The organism is Streptomyces sp. NBC_00316, from assembly GCF_036158715.1.
GTDB lineage: Bacteria > Actinomycetota > Actinomycetes > Streptomycetales > Streptomycetaceae > Streptomyces.
The window spans coordinates 3,159,336-3,174,130 of record NZ_CP108023.1 but is presented as its reverse complement, the minus strand read 5'-3'; the positions used below and the strand labels follow the sequence as shown (position 1 = coordinate 3,174,130).

Sequence of the window (14,795 nt, the reverse complement as noted above, 5' to 3'; positions counted from 1 at the left end):
CGTGACGTAACGTGAGTGCCATGAGCATGCCGCCCCAGCCGCCGCAGGGCCCGTACGGGCCGCAGCCGCCCCAGCAGAACAACCCGTACGCGCAGCCGAACAGCCCGTACGGTCAGCAGCCCCCGCACCAGTCGCCCGGCCAGCAGCCCTCGTACGGATACCCGCAGCAGCAACTGCCGCCGCAGGGCGCGCCGCAGGGGCCGTGGGGGCAGCCCGGCATGCCCGCCTGGCCCGGTGCGCAGCCGCCGAAGAAGAAGCGGACCGGCCTGATCATCGGGATCGCGGCCGCCGCGCTGGTGGCGGTCGGCGCCCTCGCCTACACCGTCTCCCAGGTGGCCGGAGCCGGAAAGTCGGTCGCGGGCGGCTTCCCCGACGCCACGTATCAGCTCACCGTGCCCAAGAAGCTGCTGGACGAGGAGTACACCCTCGCCGCGGACACCTCGTCGACCGACGGGAAGGCGGTCGAGGAGGTCCGCGACCTCAGCGTCCGCGATGTGAAGGCCGTCGTCACGCAGTACACCTCCGCCAAGGGCGGCGTCCTGGTCATCTCCGGTATGTGGGGCCGGATCAAGATGCCCGAGCTCACCCGGGACAAGATCCTCGAAGGGGCCGCGGGGGAGAAGGGCATGACCGTCGTCGTCCCCGCCAGGGAGTTCACCCCCGACGGGTACGACATCACGGTGTCCTGTCAGGTCGTGACGTCGAAGGACGCCGGACGGACGAGCACCATCCCCATGTGTGCCTGGGGCGACGACAACACGGCGGCCTTCGTCGGTCTGGTCACGGCCGAGATCGCGGCCCAGGACCCGAAGGACGTCGACCTGGAGCAGGCGGCGGCCGACACGGCCCAGGTCAGGGCCGAGTCGCGCAAGCCGATCGGCTGATCTGCCGGCTGCAGTGCCCCGGGCCACCGCGCGGCACACAGGGACCCGCGGAGCCTCGCGTCCATACCGTCAGCCCCGCAGCGCCGCCTCCATGACGGACCGGGCGATCGGGGCGGCGCTGCCGCCCCCGCTGATGTCCGCCCGCCTCGCGGCGGCGTCCTCGACGACCACCGCGACCGCGACCGCCGGCCGCCCGGAGCGCGGGTCCCGGGCCCAGGAGATGAACCAGGCGTACGGCGTACCCGTGTTGTCGATGCCGTGCTGGGCGGTGCCGGTCTTGCCGCCGACCGTCACCCCGTCGATCGCCCCGTTCGATCCGGTGCCCCGCTCCACCACGTCGACCATCATCTGCTGCAGTTGCGCGGCCGTCTGCGGGGTCATCGCCCGGTGGTACGGGCGCGCGGTGTTCTGATGGACGGTCGTGCCGTCCTTGGTGGTCGTACGGTCGACCAGATACGGGTACATGAGGTCGCCCCCGTTCGCCACGGCCGACGCCACCATCGCCATCTGCAGCGGAGTCGCCGTCGTGTCGAACTGGCCGATCGACGACAGGGCCAGCTGGTCGTCGCTCATATCGGTGTCGAAGTTGCTCTTGGCCACCCCGGACGGGATCTTCAGCCCGGTGTCGTTGAAGCCGAACTTCCGCACCGCGTCCACCATCCCGTCGAGGCCCACCTCCACCCCGAGATGGGCCATCACCGTGTTGCAGGACACCCGGATCGCCTCCGAGAGCGACGCCTCCTCGCAGCCGCGCGCCTCGTTGGGGAGCTCGGTGTCGGTCCCCGGCAGCACGTACGGGGACGGCGTGTCGGTGTAGGCGCCGGGGTCCGTGACCACCTCCGCGTCGAGTGCGGCCGCCGCCGTCACGATCTTGAAGGTGGAGCCGGGGGGATACGTCTGCCGGATCGCCCGGTTCAGCATCGGCTGGCTCTTCGACGCGTTGAGCTGCCGCCAGGCGTCGGTGACCGACGAGCCGGTGCCGGAGAGCCGCCCGGGGTCGAACGACGGGGTGGAGACCAGCGCCAGGATCTTGCCGGTCGACGGTTCGAGGGCGGCGACCGCGCCCCGCCGCCCGCCCAGACCGTCGTACGCGGCGCGCTGCATCGAGTCCTTGATGGTGGTGCGGACGTCGCCGCCGGGCTGCTGGCTGCGGGTGATCTCGTTCCACAGGGGCAGCGGGGCGAGCATCGGGTCGGTGCCGGACAGGATGTCGTCCTCGGCGTTCTCGATCAGCGTCGTGCCGTACGTCTGCGAGGCGTAGCCGGTCACCGGCGCGTACAGCCGGCCGTCGGTGTAGGTGCGCTCGTACCTGAGCTGCTCGCCGGTGTTCCTGGAGCCGGTGACGGACCGCCCGCCGATCAGGATGTTGCCGCGCGGCTGGCCGTAACGGGCGATCGTCTGGCGGCGGTTGGCGGGGTTGTCGTTCAGCTCGTCGGCCTGGAACACCTGGATGCGGGCGGCGTTCAGCAGCAGCGCCATGAGCAGCAGCAGGCAGAAGGCGGCGGCCCGCCGGATGTAGCGGATCACGCGTCCTCCCGGCGGTGCGGGGTGTGGCGCGTCACGGCGCGTCCTTCCGGTCGTCCGGGCGCGTGCGCGGTCACTGCCGGTTCTCCGCGACCGGTGCGACGACCCCGGTCTCCACCTGGTCGGGGTGGGGTCTGCGGGCGAGGTCGCTGACCCGGATGAGCAGCGCCACGATGATCCAGTTGGTGACGACGGACGAACCGCCCTGGGCGAGGAACGGCATCGCCATGCCCGTCAGCGGGATCAGTCCCATCACGCCGCCCGCGATCACGAACACCTGGAGGGCCAGGATCGAGGCGAGCCCGATCGACAGCAGCCGCCCGAAGGGGTCGCGCAGGGCGAGGCCGGCCCGGTAGCCGCGGGCGACCAGCAGCGTGTAGAGCAGGAAGATCGCGGTCAGCCCGGACAGCCCGAGTTCCTCGCCCGCCGTGGCCAGGATGAAGTCGGACTTGGCGGCGAAGCCGATGAGGACGGAGTGGCCGAGCCCGAGCCCGGTACCGAGCATCCCGCCCGCGGCGAACGCGAACAGTGACTGGGCGAGCTGGCCGGCTCCCTGGCCCGCAGCGATGGTGGCGAAAGGGTCGAGCCAGTCCTTCACCCGGCTGTGCACATGGGGTTCGAAGGAGCCGACGACGAATGCGCCGACGGCGGCGAGCAGCAGGCCCACCGCGATCCAGCCGGTCCGGCCGGTCGCCACGTACAGCATGATCACGAAGAGGCCGAAGAAGAGCAGCGAGGTGCCCAGGTCGCGTTCGAGGACCAGCACGCAGACGCTCAGCAGCCAGATCGCCACGATCGGGCCGAGCACCCGGCCGGTGGGGAGCTGGAGCTTCCAGACCTTGCGGCCGGTGTAGGCGAGGGCGTTGCGGTTGGCGGAGAGGTACGCCGCGAAGAAGACGGCGAGCAGGATCTTGGCGAACTCGCCGGGCTGGAAGGAGAATCCGCCGATCCGGATCCAGATCTTGGCACCGTTCACCGCCGGGAAGAAGATCGGCACGATCATCAGGACGAGGGCGGCGGCGACGGAGAGGTACGCGTACCGCTGGAGCACCCGATGGTCGCGGAGGAAGACGACGACCACGATGAAGAACGCGACGCCGAGCGTCGACCAGATCAGCTGGGTGGGCGCCGCCTGGTCCTTCGGCGTCTCCAGATCGAGCCGGTAGATCAGCACCAGGCCGAGCCCGTTGAGCAGGACCGCGATGGGCAGCAGCAGCGGATCGGCGTACGGGGCACGGAAGCGGACGGCGAGATGGGCGAGGAGGGCGAGCAGGCCGAGGCCCGCACCGTAGCCGGCGACATCGGGCGGGACCGCGTCGTCGCGTGCGAGGCCGACGTCGGCGTAGCCGTAGACGGAGATGAGGACGGCCCCGACGAGGAGCGAGAGCTCGACCCCGCGCCGCTTGGGCAGGCGTAGCTCGGGCGGAGGCGCGTCCGGCCTCGGTGCGGTCATGCCACGCAACGTAGCAAGTGGTGGGCGTTATTTCCCTTATGTGGATCCCCGCTTATGTCGGTCCGGTCCGGCCGTCGCCGCCTGCGGGTTCGTCCGTGTCGAGCGGTACGTACTCCGGGAGCGTCAGCCGCGCCACCGCCCCGCCGTCCGGTGCATTGGAGAGGACCAGTTCGGCGCCGATGACCGCCGACTGTCCGACGGCGATGGTCAGTCCGAGCCCGTGACCCTTGCCGCCGCCCTCGGTGCGGAACCGCTGCGGACCACCGGTCAGCAGATAGTCGGGGAAGCCGGGCCCGTGGTCGCGTACGGTCACCACCGGCCCGTCGACCGTCAGGACCACCGGCGGGCGGCCGTGCCGGTGCGCGTTGGCGATCAGATTGCCCAGGACCCGCTCCAGCCGCCGCTTGTCCGTCTCGACCTGCACGGTCCTCGCCCCGGCACACGCCCCCACGACGCGGATCACGGTCTCGGTCCCCGACGCGCTCACCGTCCGCTCGGCGAGCGGCACCAGCGCGTGCACCGCGAGGTCGACCTCCTCGGTGCGGGCGTCGAGCCGGGAGATCTCCAGCAGATCCTCCGTCAGTGCCCGCATGGTGCGCACCCGGTCCTGCACCAGCTCGGCCGGGCGGCCGGGCGGCAGCAGCTCGGCGGCGGCCGAGAGACCGGTCAGCGGGGTGCGCAGCTCGTGCGCCACATCGGCGGTGAAGCGCTGCTCGGCCAGCAGCTTGCACTGGAGCGTGGACGCCATCGTGTCCAGCGCACCGGCGACGATCGCCACTTCGTCCTGCGGGCGCGAAGGGTCCGACGCGCGCGGGTCGTCGACGCGGGCGTCGAGATCGCCCGCACCGATCCGGCGGGCCACCCGGGCCGTCTGGTGCAGCCGCCGGGTGACCCGGGTGACGGCGAATGCGCCGACCAGCAGCGTGGCGGCGATCGCCAGCGCCGAGGAGCCGATGATGGCCCGGTCGAGGCCGTTGATGGTGTGGGCGCTCATGCTGTAGTCGATCTCGGTGGCCAGTGCGTGCCCGTCGGCCGGGCCCGCGGCCCACATGGCCGGCCGGCCGTGGGAGTCGGCGACGACGGTGCCCCGGCGCCCGTGCACCGCCAGGTCGCGCAGGGAGGCGGGCAGACCGGGCGGGTCGATACCGGAATCCGCTGGGAGTGCCTCGCCCTCCTCGTACGCCCTGGTCACGCCGTCCAGCCGGGAGAGCGCCTTGGCGCGGGCCTCGCTGACGGTCCGCCGGGTCACCGCCGTGTGCACCAGCACGCCGAGCAGCGCGGCGAGGGCGCAGCACATCACGGTGATGAACACCGCGGCCTTCCAGGTGAGCGTCCCGGTCCAGGCGGGCGCGCGCAGGCTGTGTCGTCTCATCGCCGCCCCTCGGAGACGCCGGGCGACGGCGACGTCGTGGCCGGCCGAGGGCTGGGCTCCGCGCTCGGCCGTGCGCTGGGCGCCGTCTCCGCGGTCTTGCGCAGGATCTCGTCCTGCGTCGGCAGCATCGCGTGCTGCCGGCCGTCCCAGGACCAGACCGTCCGGTACTCGTACCCGGCGATCGCCGACGGCACCCGCATGATCACGTCCCGCCCGGCCAGCTCCACGCTGATCACGGCGTCCGAGACGGCCATGATCCGGGTCAGTGCGTCCGAGTTCGCCATGTAGACCCGTACGGAGAGCCGCCCGTCGTTCCGCCGCACGCCGAGCACCATGTCGTCCCGGCCGTTGCCCGTCAGATCGCGGTAGTAGGGCTGTAGGACCGGGCAGGCCGTGGGTGCGGTGCGGCACGCGGTGATCCTGCGGACCGTGTCGGCGGGGAGTTCGTCCGAACCGCTGGACCGGCTTGTCGTGGCCATCAGGTCGGCCTGCACCACGGCGACCGGGTCCAGCGTGTGCACATCGTCGTGCGGGACCGTGATTCCGGGGATGCGCGCCGTCGCGCCCTCGCCGTAGTCGTACGGAGCGGCGGAGGCGGGTGGCAGCTGGGGCCAGAGCCGGGCGGGCCCGATGACGGTCGGGGCCGGTCCGGCGCTCCGCAGCTGTCCGCCGTCGGTGCCGCAGCCGGCCAGCGACGCGGCGCCGACGGCGGCCACGAGGACCGCCGAAGCGCGGTGCGTCACCCGGCGGTGCGGGCGCATCGTTCCCTCCCTTCCCGGCCGTCCGGTCCATGAGTCCGCAGACCCGTGATCCATCGACCTTATTCGGAAGGAAGTCCTTTATGTCGTTTCGGTTCCGTTGGAGGGGTGATTGTTCAGTTCTGGTAGGGGTTCTGCCCGTCCTGCGCGTACCCCGGCTGCTGCGCCTGCCCGAACGGGTTGCCGTCCTGCGAGGCGAGGTGCTGCGTCAGCAGCTGATCGGCCTGCTCCTTCGGAATCTTCTGCTCCCCGCCGCAGAACGTGCACTGCGTTGCGTACTTCGTCGAGAACGGGAACAGCGGCACGAAGAACAGCGTGAACTTCGTGACCCGCTTGCGCAGCGTGTGCGCCGCCGGGTTGCCGCACCATCCGCAGACCAGCGTCAGAACGGCCAGTTGGTAGAGGTAACCTCGCGTGCCGAAGATGATCATGTTGTGGGTCCCTTCCCCGTGTGCACCGGAAGTGCCTGCCGGCAGAGCGCCAGCAGCTTTTCGTCGTCATAGGTGTCGTGGCTGCCGTACCCGCCGTCCATCGCGTTGTGACGGCGAACGGAGGCGAGTTCGGCACGCAGCACATGTGCCGCATCAGACCCTGCACCAGCCACACCCATCCGCGCCAGGCATTCCGCCACCCGGACCCTGACATGACGGTTGTTCTCCCAGGCCGCCAGCATGACCGGCACGGACTCCCCGGCCCGCCCGGACACGTCCCACAGCGCGATCGCCGCGTCCACCCGCAGCCACGGTTCGTCGTGCGACAGCAGCGCCCGCAGCAGCGGTGCCGCCCCCAGTGCGTGGGCTCCCAGCGTGCCCAGCGCGCTCACCGCCGACCGGCGCTCGTGCACCTGCTGCGCCTGCAGCCCCTCGACCAGTACCGGCAGCACGGCCTCCGCATCCCCGTCGACCGCCCACAGCGCCCGCGCCGCCTCCGTCGCCGCCGCGGTCCCGGGGCGGCGTATCAGCGCACGCAGCTCCGGTACGGCGCACCGCGCGGCGGGCCCGAACGAACCGAGCGCCTGCAGCGCCGACGTCCGAAGCCACTCCCCGCGGTACTCCGGCGCCCCCCGCAGCACCCGCAGCACCTGCGGCGCGGCCTCGCCCGCCCGCAGTGCGGTCAGCCCGCCGAGCAGCGGATTCGCCCGGTCGTACGCCCCCTCGTCGAGCGGGATCTCGCCGAGCCGGCGGCGCAGCACCCCGGCCAGTGGGGCCGCCGCCGCCCCCAGATGCCCGATGGCGAACCCCACGTCGTGCGGCACCTCGGACCGCTCCAGGGCGGCGGTCAGCGCGGGCACGGCCCGGGCGTCACCCAGCCGGGCCAGCGCCTTCACCGCGCTGCCCAGCCCCGGCGGCCCGCTCTCCCACTCCGTCACCCAGGCCCCGGGGTCCGCCGCCACTCGCGCCGCCAGCGCGTCCGCGGCAGGTGCGGCGAGGCCGAAGAGCTCCTCCAGTACATGCGAGGCGGCCTTGGCCAGTTGTGGCTCCGGGACGGCGAGCTGTTCGCCCACGAGCCGGACCAGCTCCTCGTACGGGCCCCGCCAGGCCCGTATCAGCCCGGCGCTCATCCGCACGGCGTCGATCCGCTGGCGGAGATCGGGGCTGCGCAGCTGGTCGGTCAGCAGCGCGGTCCGGTCGGCGACGCGGTCGTCGAGCCCGATGTGCAAGGTCCGCAGCAGATCGGCCGTCCAGGGGGCGGTGCGCCCCGCGGACTCCGCGGCGGCCAGCGCACGCAACTGGCCCACCAGGGTCACCGGCGCACCCCGCTCGTCGGCGGACTCGGCGGCCGGAGCGGATGCGTCGAGCGGCTCCGGGGCGGCCACCGGGTCCGCCGCGCCGGCCGGTGCCGTACGCAGCTCGCGCAGCAGCCCGGTCACCACCGGTACGACCTCACCCGGCAGTGCCTCCGGCGCGCACCGGGCCAGTTGGGCGAGCGCGGCCAGCCGGAGCCCCGGGGCGTACGGCTCCGCGGCGAGCCGGCTCAGCCAGTCCGCGGCCTGCCCGGCCAGCGTCCGGTGCCGCAGCGCGACCCGGCCGACGGCCTCCACCAGCGCGAGCCGCACCTCCTCGTCCGGTTCCACCGGCAGCCTCTCCCGCAGCAGTGCGAGGACCCGCACCGGGTGGCCGTGCAGTGTGGCGAGTGCCGGGGGCACGGCCAGCCGTACCCCCGGGTCCTCGTCGGCGATCAGTTCGAGGAACACATCGGCGCCCGCGGTGACGGCGACGGCCGCCATCGCGTAGTTCGCCGCGCCCTCGATCTCCTCCTCGTCGATCTCGTCCTCGTCGTCCAGATCGATGCCGCCGATGCTGGTGAGCAGCTCGACGAGGCTGCCCCGGTCCTGGATCCCCGGGTGCGCGACCAGTTCGAAGAGAAACGGAATGCAGGCCAGCGTGCAGTCGTACACATCCCCCTGGTGGTGAACGGCCCCGTACATGCCGTCCAGTGCACCCTCGCGCTCCAGCGGATCGGCGGACGCCAGGCCCCGCAGCAGCCCGGGCACATCATCCGCAGGCCCGTAGGCATGCTCCATCGAGGCCCAGCCGACCTCGTCGATCCCTGCGAACACGCCCTCGCCTCCCCACGCGACCTCACGCAGCAGTGTCTGCGCAGAGTGTGCACCACGGCTCGGACAATCCACCCGCCACATGCAGGCCTTTTGCTGCGCGGGCGGCAACGGCGGGCGGCGCGGCCGGGGACCCGGTCCCGGAGGCTCCGATCAGGGTGCGTCAGGCAGCGGCCGGCCCCGGTCCGGATCGATCAGAGGGGCGAGCAGATCCCCGTGCCGCTCCAGCCGCCCGGCCATGTCGGCGGCCAGAAAGACCAGCTCGGCAGGGGTCCGGCAGTCCTCGATCTCCGCCCAGGTGACGGGCGCGGAGACGGCCGGTTCGGTTCTGGCGCGCAGGGTGTACGGGGCGGCGGTCGTCTTCGCCGCCGCGTTCTGGCTGAAATCGACGAACACCTTCCCCGGCCGCAGCGCCCTGGTCATCCGGTGCACGACCAGGCCCGGAAGCTCCTGTTCCGCCTCCACCGCCAGCCGTTTCGCGTACGCCGACACCCGATCGGCGGGGGTCGGCTCCAGCGGTACGAGGACGTGCAGCCCCTTCGACCCGGAGGTCTTCCCGTACCCGGGCAACCCGTCCGCCGCCAGCCGCTCGCGCAGCCACAGCGCCACCTGACAGCACTCCACGACGGTCGCCGGGGAGCCGGGGTCGAGGTCGAACACCATCCGGTCGGCGATCCCCGGAGCATCGGCCTGCCACTGCGGCGTATGGAACTCCACCACCAGGTTCGCCGCCCACATCAGCGAGGCCAGATCCTGTACGACCACCTGTCCGGCCCGCTGCGCCACGTGTCGCGGCACCTCGGCGATCCGTACCCAGGACGGCGTACCGGGCGGCGGGTTCTTGGTGAAGAACAGTTGCCCGTCCGGCCCGTCCGGATAGCGCAGGAAGGACACCGGCCGGTTGTGCAGATGCGCGAGCAGGGCCCCGGCCGCCGTGGCCGCGTAGTAATGGAGAACCTCGCCCTTGGTGGTGCCCGTGGCCGGATACAGCACCTTGTCGAGGTTGCTGAGCGCCAGGCGCCGCCCCTCCACCTCAGTGATCGGCGTCATACGATAAGAATCACATGAATTCAGGATCTATAGGTACCAATCGGTACCTATCGGTGTCTGCGGCGACAGGGGTGAACGGTGAGGTCCATCTGGAACGGCGCGATCTCCTTCGGGTTGGTCAGCATCCCGATCAAGCTGGTCAACGCCACGGAGAGCCACTCGATCTCCTTCCGTCAGATCCACCTCGCCGACGGCGGCCGGATCCGCTACCGGAAGGTCTGTGAGCTCGACGAGGAGGAGGTGACGGCCGCAGACATCGGCAAGGCGTACGAGGGCGCCGACGGCACCATGATCCCGATCACCGACGAGGACCTGGCCTCGCTCCCGCTGCCCACGGCCAAGACGATCGAGATCGTCGCGTTCGTCCCCGCCTCCGAGATCGACCCGCTCCAGATGGATGCGGCCTACTACCTCTCCGCCAATGGAGTACCGGCCGCCAAGCCGTACACCCTGCTGCGCGAGGCCCTGAAGCGGAGCAAGAAGGTCGCGATCGCCAAGTACGCCCTGCGCGGCCGTGAACGGCTCGGCATGCTGCGCGTCGTCGACGACGTGATCGCGATGCACGGCCTGCTCTGGCCCGACGAGATCCGCACCACCGACGGTGTGGCCCCGGAGACCGAGGTCACCGTCCGTGACGCCGAACTCGACCTGGCCGACGCCCTGATGGCCACCCTCGGCAAGGTCGACATGAACACGCTCCACGACGACTACCGCGAGGCGGTCGAGGCCCTCATCGCCGCGAAGGCCTCCGGCGAGGCGCTGGAACCCGCGGCGGCCGACGAGCGCGGCGGCGGCAAGGTGATCGACCTGATCGCGGCGCTGGAGAACAGCGTCCGGGCGGCGAAGAAGGCCCGTGGCGAGGAGGAGGGGACGGAGGAGGCGCAGGAGGGCACCGAAGCCCCGGTCGCCAAGGTCACCTCGCTCGCCGGACGAAAGAAGAGCGGCGGAACCGGAGCGAAGAAGAAGGCGGCCCCGGCCGGCGCCGCCCGGAAGACCGCCGCGAAGAAGACCACACCGGGCAGAACGCCCGCCAAGAAGACCGCCGCCCGGTCGACCACGAAGTCGGCGGCCAAGAAGACGGCGTCGAACACGGCGGCCAAGACGGCGAAGTCGTCGTCGGCCACGAAACCGGCGGCCAAGAAGACCTCCGCCAAGAAGCGCGCCTCGGCCTGACGGGACGGGGGACCCGCAGCCCGCAGTCCGTGGCGCGTCGCCGGTGCCGACGGCGTGATCAGGACCTGTGTCCCGGTCACCGCAGGGGTGCTGCGGGTCATGGACCGGTGTACGCGGACGGCTGCCCCGGAGCCGGAGCTCCGGGGCAGCCGTCGGATCGGGCCGTGCGCCGGTGTCAGCGGTACGAGTTCACGTATCCGGCCGCCGGAGTACCGACACCCGTCACGTCGTCGTACCCCTTGACCGCCTTGAGCGAGGCGTCCTTGCCGAGGCTGCGCACCGACGTCAGCAGGCCGTCCGCCGCGTCGAAGCCGTTGGCGAAGTCGACCCGGGCCACCGCGAGATCACGGCCCGCGCCCAGCGGGTGGTCGGTGACGTCGTGGTACGTCGCCGAGCCGTACCGGGCGTAGATGGCCGGGTTGGCGAAGCCGAGCGGCCGGCCGTGCTGGGCCTGCTGCGCGAGGGCCTGGACACCCGCGATGACCGGGGCCGCCAGCGACGTACCGCCGATGCGGTACTCGTCGTAGCCGAGCGAACCGTCGGGCAGCGTCTGGGTCTGGCCGACCAGGAAGCCGGTGTTCGGGTCGGCGACCGCCGCGATGTCCGGGGCGGTACGCATCCGGTGCTTGCCGTTCGCCTGTGCGAGCGCGTCAGGGACGACACCGCGCTGGTAGAACGGCTGCTTCACGGTCGAGCTGGTGCCGCCGCCCGCGCCCGAGGTGTACCCGCCGGGGAAGCCGGTCCAGCTCCTGCCGTCCTCGGCGAGGTTGGCCTTCAGCGTGCCCCAGCCGGTCTCCCACTGGTACGCGTCGTGCTGGCCGACAGCCAGCGAGGTGCCGCCGACCGACGTCACCCAGGCGGAGTTGGACGGGACGTCGACCTGCTTCGTGCCGGTGGACGCGACGTTGTCGCCCGCGTCGCCGGAGGAGAAGTAGAAGCCGATGCCCTCGACCGCGCCCATCTTGAACACCTGGTCGTACGCGGCCGCGACGTCAGGGGTCTCGTTGGCCTCGATGTCGCCCCAGGAGTTGGAGACGATGTCGGCAAGCCGGTGGTCGACGATCTTGTTGAGCGAGTCCAGCAGGTCGGCGTCGTAGCAGGACGCGCCGCCCACGTAGACGATGTCGGCTGCGGGCGCGACCGCGTGCACGGCCTCGACGTCGAGGGTCTCCTCGCCGTACCAGCCGGAAGCCCCGCACTCCTCGGTCTTCGTGTAGTCGTCCGGCAGCACCTGGCGGAGCTGCCCGCTACGGTACGAGGCGTCGCCGTTGCGCTTGGCGTACTCGGCGGCGTCCTTCGCGATGGTCGGCGAGGCGTACGCGTCGGTGATCGCGACGGTCACGCCCTTGCCGGTCCAGCTGCCCGCACCGTACGCGGCACGCAGCTGCTGGCCGGTGTAGCCCTTGATCGCGTACGGCACCTTGGACCCGTAGGCGCTGGGCAGCGTCGAGGCGGTCTTCGAGCCGAAGTACGAGGAGAACGGACCGGCGTTGCGGAACACCGCGTCCGGCGGCGGCAGCGTCTCGTCGTGGCTCGACCTGTGGGGCGCGTTGTCCAGACCGGAGACCGCCAGGACGGCGTCGCTCAGCCCGGCCGGCACCGAGGCGTTCGAGGACGGGGCGCGGTAGGTCCGGCTGCCCTTGCGGTAGTTGCGCAGCTGCGTGCTGAACGTCTTCTCGGCCGCGGCGACATCGCCGGTGGCGGAGACGTAGTGCTGGTTGGCACCGGTGACGGTCAGCCCGTTCGACTCCAGCCACTGGCTGACCTGGTCGATCTGCTGCTGGGTCGCCCCGAACCGGGCCTGCGCTTCCTCGGCACTCAGATACTTGCCGTACGAGGAGGACTGCGGGTCCGACACGGCGGCGGCGTAGGCGGCCAGCCCCTTCGCGTCCCGCCCGGCCAGGTGGACCCGGACACTCACCTTGCCGTTGTCGGCCGTGGCACCCTGGTCGGCCTCGGCGCTGGCCCAGGCAGGCTTGGAACCCTGCAGCGCGTCGCGACCGCCGGGCGCCGAATCCGCACTGGCGGACGGTATGCCGAGGGCGAGCGCACCGGCGAGCAGCGGCAGTGTCGCTGCCATGCTCAGCCCGGCGCGACGTCTGGCGCGGCTGATTGTCATGTAACCCCCTGCGATGAGGTTCTTCGCGTGTGGAGCATGTGCCGGATGATGTGCACATGTAATCCGCCACTTTGGCGAGGAACCCTTTATGTAAGGGGCATGCATTCACCAAGAAACTGTCAAGAGGAGCTGCCGAAGGGGCAGTTCGGACAGAGAAGGGCCGAAACGTACCCCGATGGCTCCCTCCGGGATCACCGGGAGGCGAGCGCGGGAAGGAGCACGGGAGCAACGCTCACCGGCTCGGACGCCGAAGGCGGACCGAGCCCGTAGGGACTCTCGACGACATACGTACAACTCGTGTACGTGTAGCCGGGCTGGATGCGCGACCCCGACGCGTAGCTCTCGACGCCCGTGCCCGTACCCGTGCCGTGCTTGTACAGGAAGTGGTACTCGCCCGCCGGAAGCCGCAACCGCACCTTCGGATAACTCCTGCCCCCGGCCTTGCAGGCGAGCGCGGACCCGGACGCCTCCGAGGCGAACCGCCGGCAACTGCCGCACGCCTTCAGCGAGACGCGGCCGGTGACCGGTCCCGTGTAGAGGATCTCGACACCGCTCGGGGCGTCGTTGCTGATGACGAGTTCCATCCGCGAACCGCCCGGACGTCCTGCCGGCGGCAGCCGCTCACCCGCCGCCGGCCGGTCGTCGGCGATCTCCGCGGCGATGGCGATGTCCCGGGCCCGCGCCCTGCGGCCGTCCTTGCCGTACGTGGCGGCGAACTCCGTCAGCGTCCTGCGCGCCTCGGCGAACTGCCGGGACCGGAACTGGTCCACCCCGCACGCGTACATTCCGTTCTCGATCCCGCGGTCGGCCTCCCGGGCCCGCGCGGACACCGACGTCTCCGGCATCGCCGCCACGGTCGTCCGGAGCCCGCGCAGTGTCTCGGTGGCCGCGCACGGACTCCCCTTGCCCACCGCCGCGACCAACTCGGAGATCTTCCTGGAGACCGCGGGGCCCACCTTTCCGGCCTGCGCCGAACGGGGGAACGTACGCAGCAGCTCGGCCAGCTCGCCGCCCGACGGCTCCACGGCCGGTCCGCCCAGCCTCGACACCCCGCACGCGTACAGCGATGCGGCCAGCGGCCCGTCGGGCCAGTCGGCGAGGTCGCCCAGCAGCTTCGGGTCGACCGACTCGGGCACGGTCCGCAGATACGTCAGCGGTGCAACGGCCTCGCAATGCCTGCCCTGCCGGTACGGGGCGGCGACCGCCTCGTAGTACGCGTGCAGTCGCGCCGGTACGAGCCTGCCCGCCCGCGACCCCGGATGGTCCTCACCGAGGTCCCGGTAGACCGCAAGGGCGGAACGGTAGTCGGCCCGCGCGGCGTCGAAGGTCCGGCCGGAAGCGGCCCGCACGGTCCGGTCGCCCTCACCCAGCCGGTCGAGCAGCATCCGCTCGAGCGCCTCGTCCTGTGCGGAGCCGTAGAACACCACGCCGCCCGCCGGCACCGCCAGCAGCACCAGCCCGGCCCCGGCTGCCACCACCGGCCGCCACGATCCGCCGACAGCGGTGCGCCGCGCGATCCGTACCCCGTCCGCGGCGGCCGCCGCCAGCACGACCGCGTACACGACGACCGGACCCGCGGTCAGGCCATCGGGATCGGCGGGCAACGCCACGAGCAGCAGCGCCCCCGTCGCCGCCCAGCAGAGAAGGGCTCTCAACCACCGTCGCATGAGGGCGTAGCCGAGCCCGAGTCCGGTGAGATTGAGCAGCCCGGCCGCCACGCCGCGCAGCGCTGCCCCCGGAGGCGGTGGTCCGACGGTGGGCGGGCGGGAGGGCGGCGGTGGTACCGGAGGGGAGGCATCCGGTCCGAAAGGTCGCTCGTCCCAACTCATCCCGGCCCCCCAACCGTTGGGCGCGGCACCGCTCACCCCGCCCGGAACCACCACCATCCTCGCCACCCGGAACGGT

General features: G+C 71.8%; 11 protein-coding genes. 2 read left to right on the top strand and 9 right to left on the bottom strand.

All coding sequences use genetic code 11. From position 1 onward, the window contains the following. The first annotated feature begins 20 nt into the window (after positions 1 to 20). Positions 21 to 884, top strand: coding sequence for a hypothetical protein (locus OG878_RS13915; RefSeq protein ID WP_328887095.1), 864 nt, complete (start codon positions 21 to 23; stop codon positions 882 to 884). Positions 885 to 953: 69 nt separating this feature from the next. Here OG878_RS13915 and OG878_RS13910 read toward each other — a convergent pair whose 3' ends face one another. From OG878_RS13910 to ligD, 7 genes are all read right to left on the bottom strand, one after another. Beyond that, positions 954 to 2,411: a peptidoglycan D,D-transpeptidase FtsI family protein gene (locus OG878_RS13910; protein ID WP_328887094.1), complete on the bottom strand. Its 1,458-nt coding sequence runs from the start codon at positions 2,409 to 2,411 to the stop codon at positions 954 to 956. A 70-nt stretch (positions 2,412 to 2,481) separates the two neighbouring features. Continuing rightward, entirely contained in the window at positions 2,482 to 3,861 is a 1,380-nt protein-coding gene (locus OG878_RS13905) for an FtsW/RodA/SpoVE family cell cycle protein (protein WP_328887093.1), read from the bottom strand. A gap of 52 nt (positions 3,862 to 3,913) precedes the next feature. After that, positions 3,914 to 5,233: an ATP-binding protein gene (locus OG878_RS13900; protein WP_328887092.1), complete on the bottom strand. Its 1,320-nt coding sequence runs from the start codon at positions 5,231 to 5,233 to the stop codon at positions 3,914 to 3,916. Further along, complete coding sequence (locus OG878_RS13895; protein WP_328887091.1) at positions 5,230 to 5,994, bottom strand: hypothetical protein; 765 nt, start codon at positions 5,992 to 5,994, stop codon at positions 5,230 to 5,232. Before OG878_RS13895 ends, OG878_RS13900 begins: the two co-directional genes overlap by 4 nt. A 113-nt stretch (positions 5,995 to 6,107) precedes the next feature. Beyond that, the gene (locus OG878_RS13890) at positions 6,108 to 6,422 is read right to left on the bottom strand and encodes a zinc-ribbon domain-containing protein (protein ID WP_328887090.1); all 315 of its coding nucleotides are present in this window, start codon (positions 6,420 to 6,422) and stop codon (positions 6,108 to 6,110) included. Further along, entirely contained in the window at positions 6,419 to 8,551 is a 2,133-nt protein-coding gene (locus tag OG878_RS13885) for a HEAT repeat domain-containing protein (protein WP_328887089.1), read from the bottom strand. The genes OG878_RS13890 and OG878_RS13885 overlap by 4 nt, the downstream gene beginning before the upstream one ends. A gap of 150 nt (positions 8,552 to 8,701) precedes the next feature. Further along, complete coding sequence (ligD, locus tag OG878_RS13880; protein WP_328887088.1) at positions 8,702 to 9,598, bottom strand: non-homologous end-joining DNA ligase; 897 nt, start codon at positions 9,596 to 9,598, stop codon at positions 8,702 to 8,704. Between the two features lie 78 nt (positions 9,599 to 9,676). Here ligD and ku point away from each other — a divergent pair, with 78 nt between their 5' ends. Continuing rightward, positions 9,677 to 10,771: a non-homologous end joining protein Ku gene (ku, locus tag OG878_RS13875; protein ID WP_328887087.1), complete on the top strand. Its 1,095-nt coding sequence runs from the start codon at positions 9,677 to 9,679 to the stop codon at positions 10,769 to 10,771. 175 nt (positions 10,772 to 10,946) lie between these two features. On the opposite strand, the gene OG878_RS13870 is transcribed toward ku, so the two are convergent. Further along, positions 10,947 to 12,890, bottom strand: a complete 1,944-nt coding sequence (locus tag OG878_RS13870; protein ID WP_328887086.1) for a S53 family peptidase — start codon at positions 12,888 to 12,890, stop codon at positions 10,947 to 10,949. Positions 12,891 to 13,081: 191 nt separating this feature from the next. Further along, positions 13,082 to 14,719, bottom strand: coding sequence for a hypothetical protein (locus OG878_RS13865; RefSeq protein ID WP_328887085.1), 1,638 nt, complete (start codon positions 14,717 to 14,719; stop codon positions 13,082 to 13,084). Positions 14,720 to 14,795 lie beyond the last annotated feature (76 nt).